The organism is Streptomyces sp. NPDC094448, assembly GCF_044763775.1.
Classification (GTDB): Bacteria; Actinomycetota; Actinomycetes; order Streptomycetales; family Streptomycetaceae; genus Streptomyces.
In genome coordinates this window covers 405,000-419,931 of the sequence record NZ_JBIWGU010000006.1, presented here as the reverse complement: position 1 = coordinate 419,931, position 14,932 = coordinate 405,000, and the positions used below count along the sequence as shown (strand labels likewise).

The window sequence follows — 14,932 nt, the reverse complement described above, 5'->3', positions numbered from 1 at the left end:
CGCCCGGTTACATTCCGAACCCGGAAGCTAAGCCTTTCAGCGCCGATGGTACTGCAGGGGGGACCCTGTGGGAGAGTAGGACGCCGCCGAACAATCTTTCAGGGCCCTGGGTCCAGCGTTCAACGCTGGGCCCAGGGCCTTTTTGCTTTTCCGTCGTAGAGCGCACCCCCTCGGGGTGCGCGAGAATGGCCGCAGTACCCGAAGACAGGAGTCACGTCGATGTCCACCAACTCTCCCGACGACCGTCCGGAGCGCGACCCGCGCCGTCGAGACGGCAGCGACCGGGGCGGATTCCGTGGTAGTCGTGACGACCGTGGTCCGCGGCGTGACGGTGACCGTGACCGTGGCGGATACCGCGGACCCCGGGACGACCGGGGCGGCCGGCCTTCGGGCGGTGGCTATGGACGACGTGACGACCGCCGTGACGAGCGGCGTGATGATCGTCCCGCGTTCCGGCGTGACGACGACCGGGGCCCGCGTCGTGACGACCGCCGCGATGACCGTCGTGATGATCGTTCCGGTGGCTTCCGTCGTGACGACAATCGCGGTGGCGAGCGCACTGGTGGGTACCGCGGTGGTGACCGCGACCGCGACCGTGGTCCGCGTCGTGACGACAGCCGTGGCGGCGACCGCCCCGGCGGGTTCCGTCGCGACGACCGTCGTGATGACCGGCGTGATGATCGTCCGGCGTTCCGTCGTGACGACGACCGGGGCCCCCGCCGCGATGACCGGCGCGATGACCGTCCCGGCGGCTTCCGCCGCGACGACAACCGCGGCGATCGCGGTGGATACCGTTCTTACGAGCGGCGTGATGATCGTCCCGCGTTCCGTCGTGATGATGACCGGGGTCCGCGTCGTGACGATCGCCGCGATGACCGTCCCGGTGGCTTCCGTCGTGACGACAGCCGTGGTGGCGAGCGCAGCGGCGGGTTCCGCCGCGATGACCGTCGTGACGATCGTTCCGGTGGCTTCCGTCGTGACGACAATCGCGGTGGCGAGCGCACTGGTGGGTACCGCGGCGGTGACCGCGACCGCGACCGTGGTCCGCGTCGTGACGACAGCCGTGGCGGCGACCGCCCCGGCGGGTTCCGTCGCGACGACCGTCGTGATGACCGGCGTGATGATCGTCCGGCGTTCCGTCGTGACGACGACCGGGGCCCCCGCCGCGATGACCGGCGCGATGACCGTCCCGGCGGCTTCCGCCGCGACGACAACCGCGGGGGGGAACGCTCCGGTGGCTTCCGTCGTGACGACAGCCGTGGTGGCGAGCGCAGCGGCGGGTTCCGTCGCGACGACCGTCGTGACGACCGTCCGTCCTTCCGTCGCGACGACGACCGCGGTGGATTCCGCGGCGGTCGCCCCGGCGGACGGCCCGGTGACCGTGACCGCGACCGCGGTGGACGTCCCGGCGGCGGTGGCTACGGGCGTCGTGACGACAGGTCCGGCGGCTTCCGCCGTGACGACCGTGACGGCGACCGGCCCGAGCGCGAGCCCGTCAAGCGGCTGCCGATCCCGGACGACGTCACCGGTGACGAGATCGACCAGGACGTACGGCAGGAGCTGCAGAGCCTGCCGAAGGGCCTCGCCGAAGATGTCGCCCGTAACCTCGTGATGGTCGCCAAGCTGATCGACGAGGAGCCGGAGGAGGCGTACGGCTACTCCCGGGTCGCGCTGCGGCTGGCCTCCCGGGTCGCCGCGGTCCGCGAAGCCGCCGGGTTCGCCGCGTACGCGACCCAGCGGTACTCGGAGGCACTGGCCGAGTTCCGGGCCGCGCGTCGGATGACCGGTGGTGTCGAGCTGTGGCCCGTGATGGCCGACTGCGAGCGCGGCCTCGGCCGGCCCGAGCGGACGCTGGCGATGGCAGGCGAGCCCGAGGTGCTCAAGCTGGACAAGGCCGGTCAGGTCGAGATGCGGCTGGTGGCCGCCGGTGCCCGGCGGGACATGGGGCAGTTGGACGCCGCCATCGTCACGCTCCAGAGCCCGGAGCTGGCCTCCACCTCCATCCAGCCGTGGACCGCGCGGCTCCGGTACGCCTACGCCGACGCGCTGCTGGCCGCCGGGCGCGAGGACGAGGCACGTGAGTGGTTCGCCAAGGCGGTCGAGGCCGACAAGGACGGTACGACCGACGCCTCCGACCGGCTTGCCGAGATGGACGGCGTGGAGTTCGTCGACGCCATGGACCTCGACGACGACACCGACGTCGACACCGACGACGGTGTCGACGCCGATGACAGTGCCGACGCCGACGCCGCCGACGAAGGTGCCGAAGCCTCCACCGACACCGACACGGACACCGGCGCCGGCGCCGACGCCGAGACGGGCAAGGACCGGGACGCGTAGCGTCAGCGCATAACAGACGGAAAAGGGCGGTCCCTCACCGAGGGGCCGCCCTTTCGCCGTACCCGGACTACTCCAGCGCCAGGCTCCGCAGCACCAGTCCGGTCGCCGGCTTCGGGCCGAAGGACGTCGACTTACGCGGCATCGTCACTCCCTGGCGGGCCAGTTCGCGGACAATCTCCTCCCGCACCGGATGCAGCAGCACCGCCGTACCGCCGTGGCGTTCTGCCTGCTCCACGGCCGCCGCCGCGTCGTGGATATAGCCGATCTCGTCCGGCGAATCCGGGATCCGCCACAACGCCTCCAGCACCGTCGCGTGCAGCACGGTCGCGTCCAGCCCCCGCCAGGCCTCCGGACGGTCGGCGCGGACCGTCCGGGCGATGAGCGCAGGGTCGGGCCGGTCGGCCAGATGGAAGGAGCCGTCACCGGCGAGCAGGAAGGCATTGCCGTCGGCCGTGGCCTCCGCGAGGGCGTCGAGCGCCTCCGGCAGCGGCAGATCCAGCCGGCGTACCCGGAACGAACCGTCGAGCGCGGCGAGGGCCCGCGGCAGCGGAAGCCGGTGGATCAGCCGGTGGATCGCCCGGACCCGCAGCGGATAGCGGGCCGTGTCCACGAGGAGGACCAGACCGTAGCTCCAGGGGCCCGGATCCGGATGTTCGGCCCGCAGCCGCAGATAGGTGGACCAGCGGTGGTGCCCGTCGGCGATCAGTGCCTGACGGTCTGCCAGATCCTTTGCCACCGCCGCGAGTTCCACCGGATCGGTCAGCGCCCACAGCCGGTGGCTGAAGCCGTCCTCGGTGGTCGTGGCGAGCAGCGGGGGCCGCAGGACGGTCTGCTCGACGACGGCCGTCGCGCCGGTCGCCCCCCTGTCGCCGCGGTAGGTGAACAGCAGCGGTTCGAGGTTGGCGTCGGTGGTACGCATCAGGGCGGCCCGGTCGGCAACGATGTCGGGCATGACGTCCTCGTGCGGCAGGACGATTCCCTCGGCGGGTTCGGAGAGCGCGAGGGCGCCGATCAGACCCCGTTGGAGCAGATCGCCGTGCTGCTGCTCGTATACGTACAGCGCGGGTTCGGGATCGGCCGCCAGTACGCCGTCGGCCAGCCAGCGGGCCAGGGTGTCGGCGGCCTGGCGGTGGCGGTCCCCGGGGGTCGGCGCCTGGGGCAGGATCAGCCGGACGATGTTGTGCGGATCTGACGATTCCAGATAGTCGAGCCCATCGGGCCTGACCACGACGTCGTACGGCGGGGAGGTGACGGCGGCGAGGGAGCCGACCCGTTCGGGGACGTAGCGCAGCCCGCGGAAGGGGAGCAGACGCAGGCCGTCGGTGGCCGCGGGACCTTCGCTGTTCATCCGTGCATCGTAAGCGCGGCCGGGCATACGCGATGATCGGGGGAGTGACCGCGGGTGTGAGGAGTGTTGACGGATGAGTGGGCTGCGGGTCAGGAACCGGCCGGACGGCAGTGGGGAGGCGCTGTGCACGGCGTACGACACCGCCCTGCTCGACCTGGACGGGGTCGTGTACGCGGGCGGGGAGGCCGTTGTGCACGCTGTGCCGTCGCTGCTGGCGGCCCGGGACGCCGGGATGAGGCTGGCGTACGTCACCAACAACGCACTCCGCCCGCCGGACGCGGTGGCCCGGCATCTGACCGAGCTGGGCGTGCCCGCGACCGCCGGTGAAGTCGTCACCTCGGCGCAGGCCGTGGCGCGGCTGATCGCGGAGCGGGTGCCCGCGGGAGCGCGGGTCCTGGTGATCGGCGGGGAGGGGCTGCGGCTCGCCCTGCGGGAGCGCGGGCTGGTACCCGTCGAATCGGCGGACGACGATCCGGCGGCCGTCGCCCAGGGATACGGCGGGCCCGAACTGCCGTGGGGGCGGTTCGCGGAGGCGTCGTACGCGATCCGGCGCGGAGTGCCGTGGTTCGCCTCCAACACCGATCTGACGATTCCGGGCGCCCGGGGTATCGGGCCGGGCAACGGGGCGGCGGTGGAGGTGGTCCGGATCGCCACCGGCGCCGAGCCGGAGGTCGCGGGCAAACCGCTGCCGCCGATGCACCGGGAGACGGTGCTGCGGACCGGGGCGCGCCGGCCGCTGGTGGTGGGCGACCGGCTGGACACCGATATCGAGGGCGCGTTCAACGGGGGCGTCGACTCGCTGCTGGTACTGACCGGCGTCACGGATCCGGCGCAGCTCCTGGCGGCGGAGCCGCGGCACCGGCCGACCTATGTGGACGCCGATCTGCGGGGTCTGCTGACCGGTCAGCCGGAGGTCGCCGGGGACGCGGCGGCCGGGTTCGGCTGCGGCGGCTGGACCGCTACCGTACGGGACGGGGCACTGGTCGTCGACGGCGAGGGGCAGCCCCTGGACGGGTTGCGGGCACTGGCCGCGGCGGCCTGGACGGACGCGGGCGAAGGGGTCTGCACGGCCGCGGCCGGCCAGGCACTGGCCGCGCTGGGGTGGTGACCGGCACCGCGGGTACGCACACAAGACCAGTAGTTGCGAGGGTAGGCTAACCTAACCTTTTCGTCGGTATCCCGGCGTCGGCGGTGGTGTGCCCGGAATGGGTCCGGGGCCGGCCGCCGGAGCCTTCGCACGCGAGCGCAGGAGTACGACCCCATGCAGCGACTCACCGCGGAATCGGTCACGCTCGGCTACGACCGGCGGGTGATCGCCGAGGGGCTGACGGTGGCCGTCCCCGACCATTCCTTCACGGTGATCGTCGGCCCCAACGCCTGCGGCAAGTCCACCCTGCTGCGGGCCCTTTCGCGGATGCTGAAGCCCACCGAGGGCCGGGTGCTGCTGGACGGGCAGGTCATCCATGCGCTGCCGGCGAAGAAGGTGGCACGGACCCTCGGGCTGCTCCCGCAGACGTCGATCGCGCCCGACGGGATCACCGTCGCGGATCTGGTCGCCCGTGGCCGTTATCCGCACCAGGGGCTGCTGCGGCAGTGGTCGCCCGAGGACGAGCGGATCGTCCGGGAGTCGATGGCGGCCACCGGGGTCCTCGAACTCGCCGAACGCTATGTCGACGAACTGTCCGGCGGACAGCGCCAGCGGGTGTGGATCGCGATGGCACTGGCCCAGCAGACCCCGCTGCTCCTGCTCGACGAGCCCACCACCTTCCTCGACATCCAGCACCAGCTCGAAGTGCTGGACCTCTGTGCCGAACTCCACGAAAACCAGGGGCGGACCCTGGTCGCGGTCCTGCACGACCTCAACCAGGCAGCCCGGTACGCGACCCATCTCGTGGCCCTGCGCGACGGGCGGGTCGTCGCCGAGGGGCCGCCGTCGGAGGTGGTGACGGCCGAACTGGTGGAGGAGGTGTTCGGGGTACGGAGCCGGGTCATCGACGACCCCGAGTCGGGGACGCCGCTGGTGGTGCCGGTGGCCCGGCGGCGCGCCGCGGCGGTGCCCGGGGGCCGCGGGGAGCCGGCGAAGACGCCGTAGGGCCCCGGGCGCGTGCGGGGCGCCGGGTCAGAGGAGGGAGCGCAGCCGCATCAGATCGCGGAAGCCGGCCTCCAGCTTCACCCGGCCCGACGCCCATGCCTTCCCGAAGTTCAGCTCGCCGTCGACCATCGCCACAAGATCGTCGCCGGTCATCGCCAGCCGGATCTCCGCCTTCTCGCGCGGCGGTCCCGGGTGGTCGTCCGCGACGTCGATCACGCCCTGCCGCAGCCGGCCGGTGAACGTCACGTCCAGGTCCCGGATATGACAGCTCATGGAGCGGTCGAGCGCGGTCGCGCCGCGGACGTCGCCGTCCGCCCGCGCGAGATTGTCACTGAGTCTGCCGAGCGCCTCGCGGCACTCTTCCTTCGTCGCCATCGTGATCGACCGTACCCCAGTCCTTCGGGGTAGCGTCGGGGCATGAACGACGTGACCCCCGGCCTCCCTGTCCCGGGAGGACCCCCCGCCCCCGACCCGGCGGCAGACCCGGCGGCGGACGAATCCGGCAGGCCCGGCGAACCGGACGGGGAGGCGGGTCCTGCCGTGTACGAACCGGCCGCGCCCGCGCCGCTGGGCGTGGTCCGGGAGCCGACCGGGGACGCCGCCGTCGACGCCGTACTCGACCGGCTCGCGGACGCCGACCACCTCACGGCCGACGGACACCTGGACGTGTACGAGGATGTACACGAGGGTCTGCGTACGGTGCTGGGCGCGCTCGACGCGCCCGACCGCACCGCGCACCGCCCTCCGCACCCCGTACCGCACGACCACAGGAGCTGAACCGAACGTGGCAGGAGCCGCCCGTCGCCGTCTCGACGCAGAGCTGGTACGCCGCAACCTCGCGCGCTCGCGCGAGCATGCGAGCCAGCTGATCGCCGCAGGCCGGGTCACCGTCGGCGGCGCCACCGCGACCAAAGCCGCCACCCAGGTCGAGACCAGCGCCGCGATCGTGGTGACCGCCGACGACGACGATCCCGACTACGTCTCCCGCGGGGGCCACAAGCTCGCGGGCGCGCTGGCCGCATTCGTCCCCCTCGGCCTGGTCGTGGCGGGCCGGCGGGCCCTCGACGCCGGAGCCTCGACCGGTGGTTTCACCGATGTCCTGCTGCGCGCGGGCGCCGCCCGGGTCTTCGCCGTCGACGTCGGCTACGGGCAGCTCGCCTGGTCGCTCCAGTGCGACGACCGGGTCACCGTCAAGGACCGCACCAACGTCCGCGAACTGACGCCCGAAACCCTCGGCGGCGAACGCGTCGACCTGGTGGTGGGAGATCTGTCGTTCATCCCCCTCGGACTGGTGCTGCCCGCGCTGGTCCGCTGCACCGTGCCGGACGCCGATCTGGTGCTGATGGTCAAACCGCAGTTCGAGGTGGGCAAGGAGCGGCTCGGCAGCGGCGGTGTCGTCCGCAGCACCGAACTGCGCAAGGAGGCCGTGCGGACCGTGGCGGCACAGGCCGCGGCCCTCGGACTGGGCGTGCTGGGCGTCACCGCCAGCCCGCTGCCCGGACCCTCAGGGAACGTCGAGTACTTCCTCTGGCTGCGGGCCGGGGCGCCCGAGCTGGATCCGGCGGACGTCGAACGAGCAGTGGCGGAGGGACCTCGTTGACCACAACAGGGACGACCACAGCAGGGACGACCACAACGACCGCGGCAGGGACGGCCACGGCGGATGCGGCAGGACCGGCCGCACCGGGCGAACGGACCGTCTTCCTCCTGGCGCACACCGGACGGAAGGCCGCCGTCCGCAGCGCCGAACTCGTCGTCCAGGGCCTGCTCCGCAGCGGACTGCGGGTCCGGGTGCTGGAGGCCGAGGCGGCGGACCTGCCGTTGCCCGCGGCCGTCGAGACCGTGCCCGAGGCCACGCCCTGTGCCCTCGACGGCTGCGAACTGATCGTCGTCCTCGGCGGTGACGGCACCCTGCTGCGCGGCGCCGAGTTCGCGCGCGCCTCCGGAGTGCCGATGCTCGGGGTCAATCTGGGGCGGGTCGGCTTCCTCGCCGAGGCCGAGCGCGACGATCTCGACCGGGTCGTCAACCGGGTCGTCGACCGGGCCTACGAGGTCGAGGAGCGGATGACCATCGACGTGGTGGTGCACCGCAACGGCGATGTGGTGCACCGGGACTGGGCGCTCAACGAAGCCGCCGTTCAGAAGGTGTCGCCGGACCGGATGCTGGAGGTCGTCCTGGAGATCGACGGCCGCCCGGTGACCGCCTTCGGCTGCGACGGCATCGTCTGCGCCACGCCCACCGGCTCCACCGCCTACGCCTTCTCGGCCGGCGGCCCGGTGGTATGGCCGGAGGTGGAGGCGCTGCTGATGGTGCCGATCAGTGCCCACGCCCTGTTCGCCAAGCCGCTGGTCACCTCGCCGACCTCGGTGCTCGCGGTCGAGGTGCAGGAGCACACCCCGCACGGGGTGCTCTGGTGCGACGGGCGCCGCACGGTGGAGCTGCCGCCGGGGGCGAGGGTGGAGGTCCGCAGGGGAGCCGTTCCGGTACGGCTGGCGCGGCTGCACCACGCGTCGTTCACGGACCGGCTGGTGGCGAAGTTCGCCCTGCCGGTGGCGGGATGGCGGGGGGCGCCGCCGGCGCAGTAGAGCGAAATGGGGGTCAGCCTCCGACGGCTGTGCCGCCCACCAGCATCCCGACGGACGCCGCCAGCACGACCAGCCCGAGCACGACGGCGAAGGTCGCGAAGGACTCCTGGGGGCCGGTGACCGAGGCGAGAGCGGGCTCTTCCGGGTCGTAGACGACGAGGGTGGACCCGGGGAGCCGCTCCTTCTCCCACACGGTCCGGAGGGACACGACGCCCTGGAACTCCTGCCCGTCGGCCGTCGTGAAGTCGAGCAGGGGGAAGTACTGGGCGTCGAAGCGGACCGCGCGGTAGCCGCTGATCCGGCCCCCGACCGTGATGCCGCGGCGCCGCAGCCGCCGCAGGGAGCGGGTGCGGCGGGGACGGCTGCGGGCCGGTATCCCCGTGAAGAAGACCCGGCAGCCCAGCGGGGCGGTCCAGAGGGACTGGAAGGAGAGGACGGCGGTCGCCCAGGGGCTCTCCGTCCGAAGGGTCACCGTCAGGACGACCGAGAACCAGAGCAGCCAGGCCGCGGCGCACAGGACCCGGGTCCGGTCGACGGACCGGCGGATCCGCTCCGGCCCCGACGGCTGTACGACCACCGTGACCAGGATCTCCGCCGCGTCCACCACCGGGGCGGCGGCCACCGCCCCGGCCACCGCGGCCCGGAACGCCTCGGCGGCGTGCGCGTTCCGCGCCGGCAGAAAAAGAAGCGGAGAGCTTCCTTCCGGAAGGGATATGCCCGGCCGGAGGCGGATCGTGACGCCCGGACGCGGACCCGGTCCGCCCGTCTCCGCCGTCAGGATCGCCGTCGCCGGGACCTGCCAGGTCGTCCGGCCGTGTACGAATGTCAGACCGCGGCCGTGGAGACGCGCCGACGCTCCCGAAGCGGCGATCACCGGTTCCGGTGAAGTGTTTTCCGGCATCTGCGGAGCATAAGGGCGTACGGACCCGGTAGTACCAGGTGATGACGGTGATATCGGCACGGGGTCCGCGTCGCGCGCCGCCCGGGAAACCTCGTATGGTCGTGTCCGTGTTGGAGGAGATGAGGATACGGTCCCTCGGGGTCATCGACGACGCCGTCGTCGAGCTGTCCCCCGGGTTCACCGCGGTGACCGGCGAGACCGGAGCGGGCAAGACCATGGTCGTCACCAGCCTGGGGCTGCTGCTCGGCGGACGGGCCGACCCCGCGCTGGTGCGCATCGGCGCGAAGTCGGCCGTCGTCGAGGGGCGGATCGCCGTCGGCAAGGACGTCTCCGCGGCCCGGCGCGCCGAGGAGGCGGGAGCCGAGCTGGACGACGGGACCCTGCTGATCAGCCGGACCGTGTCCGCGGAGGGCCGTTCCCGGGCGCACCTGGGCGGCCGGTCCGTACCCGTCGGACTGCTGTCGGAACTCGCCGACGACCTCGTCGCCGTCCACGGCCAGACCGACCAGCAGGGACTGCTGCGGCCCGCCCGGCAGCGGGCGGCGCTCGACCGCTACGCGGGCACCGCCGTGTCCGGGCCGCTCGCCGACTACACCACCGCCTACCGCAGGCTGCGGGCGCTCACCGCCGAACTGGCCGAGCTGACCACCCGGGCCCGGGAGCGGGCCCAGGAAGCCGATCTCCTCCGGTTCGGACTGAACGAGATCGCGGGCGCCGGACCCCGCCCCGGCGAGGACACCGAACTCGCCGCCGAAGCGGAACGGCTCCGGCACGCCGAGGCCCTGGCCTCCGCCGCCGCGGCCGCACACGCCGCGCTCGCGGGCCACCCCGAGGACCCGGAGGGCGTCGACGCCACGACCCTCGTCGCGGGCGCGGGCCGGGCGCTGGACGCCGTACGCTCCCACGACCCGGCCCTGGCCGCACTCGCCGAGCGCATGGGCGAGATCTCCATCCTCCTCTCCGACGTCGCCGGGGAACTCGCCGGATACGCGGACCGGCTGGAGGCCGACCCGCTGCGGCTCGCGGCCGTGGAGGAACGTCGGGCCGCGCTCACCGCGCTCACCCGCAAATACGGCGAGGACATCGCAGCCGTCGTCGCCTGGGCCGAACAGGGCGCCGCCCGGCTCACCGAACTCGACGGCGACGACGACCGCATCGGTGAACTCACCGCCGAACGCGACACCCTCGGCACCGAGCTGGCCGGGCTCGCCCGGCGGCTCACCGACGCCCGTACCGAGGCCGCGGCCCGCTTCGCCGCCGCCGTCACGGAGGAACTGGCGTCGCTGGCGATGCCGCACGCCCGGGTCTCCTTCGCCGTCGGACAGCAGGACGACCCGGACGGCGTCGACATCGGCGGCCGGACCGTCGCCTACGGGCCGTACGGCGTCGACGAGGTCGAACTGCTGCTCGCCCCGCACCCCGGGGCCCCGCCGCGGCCGATCGCCAAGGGCGCGTCCGGCGGTGAACTGTCCCGGGTGATGCTCGCCGTCGAAGTCGTCTTCGCCGGTACGGACCCCGTCCCCACCTACCTCTTCGACGAGGTCGACGCGGGCGTCGGCGGAAAGGCCGCGGTCGAGATCGGCCGGCGCCTCGCCAAACTCGCCCGCTCGGCCCAGGTCGTCGTGGTCACCCATCTGCCGCAGGTGGCCGCCTTCGCCGACCGCCAGCTCCTCGTCGAGAAGACCAACGACGGCACCGTCACCCGCAGCGGCGTGACCGTCCTGGAAGGCGAGGACCGGGTCCGCGAACTGTCCCGGATGCTCGCGGGCCAGGAGGACTCCAGCACCGCCCGCGCCCACGCCGAAGAGCTGCTGGCGGCCGCCCGGAGCGACGGGTGAGGGCCCGGGCGTTCGGGACCGCCTTCGCGGTCGGAGCCGGGGTGTACGGGGCGCTGCGCCGCGGCGGCCCCGCCGCGCCCGGCGGTCTCGGCGCCCGCTTCCGGCGGGAGAACCGCGCGGGCCGGGCGGTCACCCTCTTCGCCGGGCCGGCCGTCGCCGCCGGGGCCGCGGCCGGGACCGGTGGCGTCACCGCCGTGACGGTCCTCGCGGCCGCCGCCTGCGGAGCCTTCGACGACCACGCCGCCGCGGACGACCCCCGGCGCGGCTTCCGCGCCCACCTCGGTGCGCTGCGGAACGGCGAACTCACCGGCGGCGGGGTGAAACTGCTCGGCATCGGGGCCGCCGGACTGGCCGCGGGCCTGCTCCTCAAGGAGCGTCCCGTCGACCGAATCCTCGCCGGAGTGGTGATCGCGGGCACCGCACACCTGGTCAACCTGGTCGACGTCGCCCCCGGCCGGGCCGTGCTCACGGTCCTCGGCGCCGGTGCGCCCGGACTGCTCCGCGGCGGCCCCGCCGGGGCTCTCACGGCCGCCGCGATGGGCGCGGCGGCCTCGGTCGCGGTCGCCGACCTCACCGAGGAGACCATGCTCGGCGATACCGGCGCGCATGCGCTGGGCGCCGCGCTCGGGACCGCGATCACGGCCGCCAACGGGCGTGCCGGACTCGTCCTGCACGCGGCGGGCGTCGTCGCGGCAGCCGTGTACGGGGAACGGATCGCCGCGGTTGCCCGGGACGAGGATGCGGCCGGGGACGTGGAGACTCACCCGGGCGGGTGAGGTACCGCCCCGGTGGTAGCGGCCCCGTACACACACATTGCCGTAACGGCCGTACGGGCTGGCATCCTTGGCGGGTGACACAGTTGCGTACGGTCCAGGTGCTGGGCGGCGGCAGCGCGGGGAGCGGCACGCACGTCCGGTCACTGGCCTCGGGGCTGGTCGCGCGGGGCGTGCGGGTGACCGTCTGCGCCCCGGCGGGACCGGCACACGCCTATGACTTCCCCGGTGCCGGTGCCGACTTCGCGCCCGTCCCGCGGCGCAGCGACCCCGTCGCGGTCGGCGCGCTCCGGGCGGTCTGCCGCGGCGCGGACCTGGTGCACGCGCACGGGCTGCACGCGGGGGTCCGGGCCGCGATGGCGCTCGGCGGGCTGCGGGTGCCGCTCGTCGTCACCTGGCATACCCGGGTCCGGGCGGACGGCGCCCGCGGCCGTGCGGTGAACCTGCTGGAACGCCGGGCCGCCCGGGCGGCGGCCGTCGTCCTCGGCACCTGCTCCGAACTCGTCGACCGGGCCCGCAGCCGGGGCGCCCGCGACGCCCGGCTGGCACCCGTCGCCGTACCCCTGCCCACGGCGCTCACCGGGGCGGAAGCCCTCTCGCCCGACAAGGCACGGGCCGAACTCGGCGCCGTCGGACGGCCCGTGGTGATGTCGGTGGGCAGTCTCGTACCGCATCAGGGGTACGGAATCCTCCTCGACGCGGCCGCCGGCCTGCGGGAGAGCGGTCCCGTGCCGGGGCCGCTGGTGCTGATCGCGGGGGAGGGCCGCGAGCGGGCCGCCCTCCAGCGGCGCATCGACACCGAGGAGCTGCCGGTGCGCCTGCTGGGGAACCGGGACGATATCGGCGATCTGCTGTGCGCCGCCGACGTGGCCGTTCTGCCCAGCCGCTGGGAGGCCCGCTCCGCCCTCGCCCAGGAAGCGCTGCGGCGCGGAGTGCCGCTGGTCGCCACGGCCGTCGGCGGTCTGCCCGAACTCGTCGGTGACGCGGCGGAACTCGTCCCGTACGGCGATGCCGCCGCGCTGGCGGAAGCGGTACGCGGCCTGCTCGCCGCGCCCGGCCGCCGGGCCGAACTGGCTGCGGCGGGCAGGGCGCAGGCGGCGACGTGGCAGACGGAGGACGAGACGGTCGCGCAGATCCTGAGCATCTACGACGAACTGGTCCCCCCGCTCCGCCGGGTCGCCTCCCGCTGAGGGGCCTCGCGCCGGGGTTCCCGGGGTGCCCGTTTCCCGCGGGCGCGCCTCCGGCGTCGGGCCCCGCGCCTACCCCACGGAGCGACGGGACTCGACCACGAGAGAACCCGCACACCGCACGGGCGGCAAGGACACGCACCTGGGGGCGCGAGGAACTGCGCGACCAGCCCCCACCGGCCCGCGGCCGGACACGCAACCCCAACCACCAACGGCGCACCCCACCCCCCGTCAGGGCAGGTGGCGGCGGGCGCGCAGGGCCAGGCTCAGCGTCAGTACCGACTGCGGGTCGTCCAGGTCCGTGCCCAGCAGGTCCGAGATCCGGGCCAGCCGGTTGTACAGCGTCTGGCGGTTCAGATGCAGCTCGCGCGCGGTCTCCGCCTTGCGGCCCGCGTGCGAGAGGTACGTCTCCAGCGTGGGCAGCAGCGGCGGGCGGGCCGTCGCGTCGTACGTCCGGAGCGGGCCGAGCGCCCGTTCCACGAACGCCGCCAGATCGGGATCGTCCCGCAGCCGCCACAGCAGCAGTTCGATATCGAGGCGGCGCGCGTCGTACCAGGGCCGGCCGGTCAGGCCCTGCGCGGCGGTCGCCGTCTCCGCGGCGTGCCGCAGACTCGCCGGGACCGCGCTCCAGCCGCCCGCGCGGCCCACGACCACCACGGGCGGACGGGCACCGGCCCGGTCCGCGCCGGCGCGGGCCACCCCGGCGCGCAGCGCGGCCGCGACCCGGTCGGCGACGGTCTCCCGCTCCTCTTCGGCGCGCAGCCCCACCAGCAGCGGTACCCGGCCCTCCACGGGACGCACCCCGAGCAGCACCGGCACCCCGGCGGCGGACAGTTCCTCCTGGAGCGCGTGGGCCAGCGGCGCCCAGGTGCAGCCACCGGGAGAGAGCCGCATGACGACCGGCAGCAGAGGTCCCGAACCGGGGCGGAAGCCGAGCACCTTCGCCTGGGCGGGGGCGTCCCCGGCCGCGATCCGGCCCTCCGCGAGGTCGGTGAGGAAGTCCCCCCGGCCGCGGGCGGCCAGCTCCTCCTCCTGGCGGGCCTGCATCAGGACCACCGCGAGCAGTCCGGCGGCCCGCTCCGCGGCCATCCGGTGGACCGTGTGCGGCGGAGTGCCGACCGGGGGCAGCACCAGTCTGGCCCGGACCGACGCGGCGCCCTGGCCACCTCCGGGCACGTCGACGAGGACCGTGCCCGCGGGCGGGGAGAGCCGGGTCTCCCGGGAGCCCCGCAGCCCTTCCCACACCTGGAGCGGATCGGCCGCGCTGTCCGCGGTGCCCGGCCCGGCCGCGTACAGCAGCTCCCCCTCGGCGGTCTCCAGAAAGACCGGCCCGGCCGCGAACTCGGCCAGGATCCCCAGCACCTGCGGGATGCCACCGCCCCCGAGGAGCACCTCCGTACAGCGGCGGTGGACCTCGTCGGCACGGCGCAGCAGGGCGTAGTGCCCGTTGACGATCTCGGTGTGGATCTCCTCCGTCACCGAGACGAAGGGCACCTCCCGGTGGAGCTGCACCAGCGGCAGCCCGCTGGAGCGGGCGGTGTCCACGATCGCCGACGGCAGCTTGCTGAACCGCGGCCCCAGCTCCACCACGAGGGCGGCGATGCCCCGCTCGGCGAGCTGCCGGACGAAGACGCGCTGCTCGGCGGGTCTGGTGCCGAGGCCCAGACCCGTCGTCAGCAGCAGCTCGCCGCCCTTGAGGAGCGACGCGATATTCGGCACCTCGCCCGCGTGGACCCAGCGCACGGTGCGGTTCAGCTTCTCGGCCCCGGCGACGACCTCCGGCAGGCCGGACCGCAGTCCGGGCAGTTCGAGCGCCCTGCGGACGGTGATCCCGCCCCGGGGCTCTCCTCGGATCTCCACGGACGTG

The 14,932-nt window shown here is 74.1% G+C and carries 14 protein-coding genes and 1 rRNA gene; 11 read left to right on the top strand and 4 right to left on the bottom strand.

The window, feature by feature from the left end; genetic code table 11:
• The 3 genes from rrf to ACIQ9E_RS14860 form a co-directional block, all read left to right on the top strand.
• A 5S ribosomal RNA gene (rrf, locus tag ACIQ9E_RS14870) occupies positions 1 to 92 on the top strand; the annotation flags it as partial.
• A gap of 212 nt (positions 93 to 304) precedes the next feature.
• Entirely contained in the window at positions 305 to 1,612 is a 1,308-nt protein-coding gene (locus tag ACIQ9E_RS14865) for a hypothetical protein (RefSeq protein ID WP_403706857.1), read from the top strand.
• Entirely contained in the window at positions 1,504 to 2,340 is an 837-nt protein-coding gene (locus ACIQ9E_RS14860) for a tetratricopeptide repeat protein (RefSeq protein WP_403706855.1), read from the top strand. The genes ACIQ9E_RS14865 and ACIQ9E_RS14860 overlap by 109 nt, the downstream gene beginning before the upstream one ends.
• 67 nt (positions 2,341 to 2,407) lie before the next feature.
• Here the strand turns inward: ACIQ9E_RS14860 and ACIQ9E_RS14855 are convergent, their stop codons facing one another.
• Positions 2,408 to 3,688, bottom strand: a complete 1,281-nt coding sequence (locus ACIQ9E_RS14855) for a DUF1015 family protein (RefSeq protein ID WP_403706808.1) — start codon at positions 3,686 to 3,688, stop codon at positions 2,408 to 2,410.
• A gap of 73 nt (positions 3,689 to 3,761) precedes the next feature.
• Here ACIQ9E_RS14855 and ACIQ9E_RS14850 point away from each other — a divergent pair, with 73 nt between their 5' ends.
• Positions 3,762 to 4,796 (top strand): HAD hydrolase-like protein, encoded by a 1,035-nt coding sequence (locus ACIQ9E_RS14850; protein WP_403706806.1) that lies wholly within the window; start codon positions 3,762 to 3,764, stop codon positions 4,794 to 4,796.
• A 153-nt stretch (positions 4,797 to 4,949) separates the two neighbouring features.
• Entirely contained in the window at positions 4,950 to 5,780 is an 831-nt protein-coding gene (locus ACIQ9E_RS14845; RefSeq protein WP_403706804.1) for an ABC transporter ATP-binding protein, read from the top strand.
• A gap of 27 nt (positions 5,781 to 5,807) precedes the next feature.
• Here the strand turns inward: ACIQ9E_RS14845 and ACIQ9E_RS14840 are convergent, their stop codons facing one another.
• Positions 5,808 to 6,155, bottom strand: coding sequence for an SCP2 sterol-binding domain-containing protein (locus ACIQ9E_RS14840; RefSeq protein ID WP_366260302.1), 348 nt, complete (start codon positions 6,153 to 6,155; stop codon positions 5,808 to 5,810).
• A 42-nt stretch (positions 6,156 to 6,197) separates the two neighbouring features.
• Between ACIQ9E_RS14840 and ACIQ9E_RS14835 the strand changes: the two genes are divergently transcribed.
• From ACIQ9E_RS14835 to ACIQ9E_RS14825, 3 genes are read left to right on the top strand one after another with little or no spacing between them, the layout of a single operon-like run.
• On the top strand, positions 6,198 to 6,557 hold the full coding sequence (locus ACIQ9E_RS14835) for a hypothetical protein (protein ID WP_403706803.1): 360 nt from the start codon (positions 6,198 to 6,200) through the stop codon (positions 6,555 to 6,557).
• A gap of 7 nt (positions 6,558 to 6,564) precedes the next feature.
• Entirely contained in the window at positions 6,565 to 7,380 is an 816-nt protein-coding gene (locus tag ACIQ9E_RS14830) for a TlyA family RNA methyltransferase (protein WP_403706801.1), read from the top strand.
• The gene (locus ACIQ9E_RS14825) at positions 7,377 to 8,366 is read left to right on the top strand and encodes an NAD kinase (RefSeq protein ID WP_403706799.1); all 990 of its coding nucleotides are present in this window, start codon (positions 7,377 to 7,379) and stop codon (positions 8,364 to 8,366) included. The genes ACIQ9E_RS14830 and ACIQ9E_RS14825 overlap by 4 nt, the downstream gene beginning before the upstream one ends.
• A 13-nt stretch (positions 8,367 to 8,379) precedes the next feature.
• Here the strand turns inward: ACIQ9E_RS14825 and ACIQ9E_RS14820 are convergent, their stop codons facing one another.
• A complete protein-coding gene (locus ACIQ9E_RS14820; RefSeq protein ID WP_403706797.1) occupies positions 8,380 to 9,267 on the bottom strand; it encodes a hypothetical protein in 888 nt (295 codons plus the stop codon).
• A 95-nt stretch (positions 9,268 to 9,362) separates the two neighbouring features.
• Here ACIQ9E_RS14820 and recN point away from each other — a divergent pair, with 95 nt between their 5' ends.
• The 3 genes from recN to ACIQ9E_RS14805 all read left to right on the top strand — a co-directional run bounded on the left by recN (position 9,363) and on the right by ACIQ9E_RS14805 (position 13,068).
• On the top strand, positions 9,363 to 11,105 hold the full coding sequence (gene recN, locus ACIQ9E_RS14815; protein ID WP_403706796.1) for a DNA repair protein RecN: 1,743 nt from the start codon (positions 9,363 to 9,365) through the stop codon (positions 11,103 to 11,105).
• Entirely contained in the window at positions 11,102 to 11,881 is a 780-nt protein-coding gene (locus ACIQ9E_RS14810) for a hypothetical protein (protein WP_403706794.1), read from the top strand. The genes recN and ACIQ9E_RS14810 overlap by 4 nt, the downstream gene beginning before the upstream one ends.
• Before the next feature lie 74 nt (positions 11,882 to 11,955).
• Complete coding sequence (locus ACIQ9E_RS14805; protein ID WP_403706792.1) at positions 11,956 to 13,068, top strand: glycosyltransferase family 4 protein; 1,113 nt, start codon at positions 11,956 to 11,958, stop codon at positions 13,066 to 13,068.
• Positions 13,069 to 13,296: 228 nt separating this feature from the next.
• On the opposite strand, the gene ACIQ9E_RS14800 is transcribed toward ACIQ9E_RS14805, so the two are convergent.
• Entirely contained in the window at positions 13,297 to 14,925 is a 1,629-nt protein-coding gene (locus ACIQ9E_RS14800; protein ID WP_403706790.1) for a PucR family transcriptional regulator, read from the bottom strand.
• Positions 14,926 to 14,932 lie beyond the last annotated feature (7 nt).

What these genes read in the sequence shown, in the direction of transcription:
- ACIQ9E_RS14855 (WP_403706808.1), bottom strand. Translation starts at nt 3,688, where the DNA reads ATGAACAGCGAAGGTCCCGCGGCCACCGACGGCCTGCGTCTGCTCCCC.
- ACIQ9E_RS14850 (WP_403706806.1), top strand. Translation starts at nt 3,762, where the DNA reads ATGAGTGGGCTGCGGGTCAGGAACCGGCCGGACGGCAGTGGGGAGGCG.
- ACIQ9E_RS14845 (WP_403706804.1), top strand. Translation starts at nt 4,950, where the DNA reads ATGCAGCGACTCACCGCGGAATCGGTCACGCTCGGCTACGACCGGCGG.
- ACIQ9E_RS14840 (WP_366260302.1), bottom strand. Translation starts at nt 6,155, where the DNA reads ATGGCGACGAAGGAAGAGTGCCGCGAGGCGCTCGGCAGACTCAGTGAC.
- ACIQ9E_RS14835 (WP_403706803.1), top strand. Translation starts at nt 6,198, where the DNA reads ATGAACGACGTGACCCCCGGCCTCCCTGTCCCGGGAGGACCCCCCGCC.
- ACIQ9E_RS14820 (WP_403706797.1), bottom strand. Translation starts at nt 9,267, where the DNA reads ATGCCGGAAAACACTTCACCGGAACCGGTGATCGCCGCTTCGGGAGCG.
- recN (WP_403706796.1), top strand. Translation starts at nt 9,363, where the DNA reads ATGGTCGTGTCCGTGTTGGAGGAGATGAGGATACGGTCCCTCGGGGTC.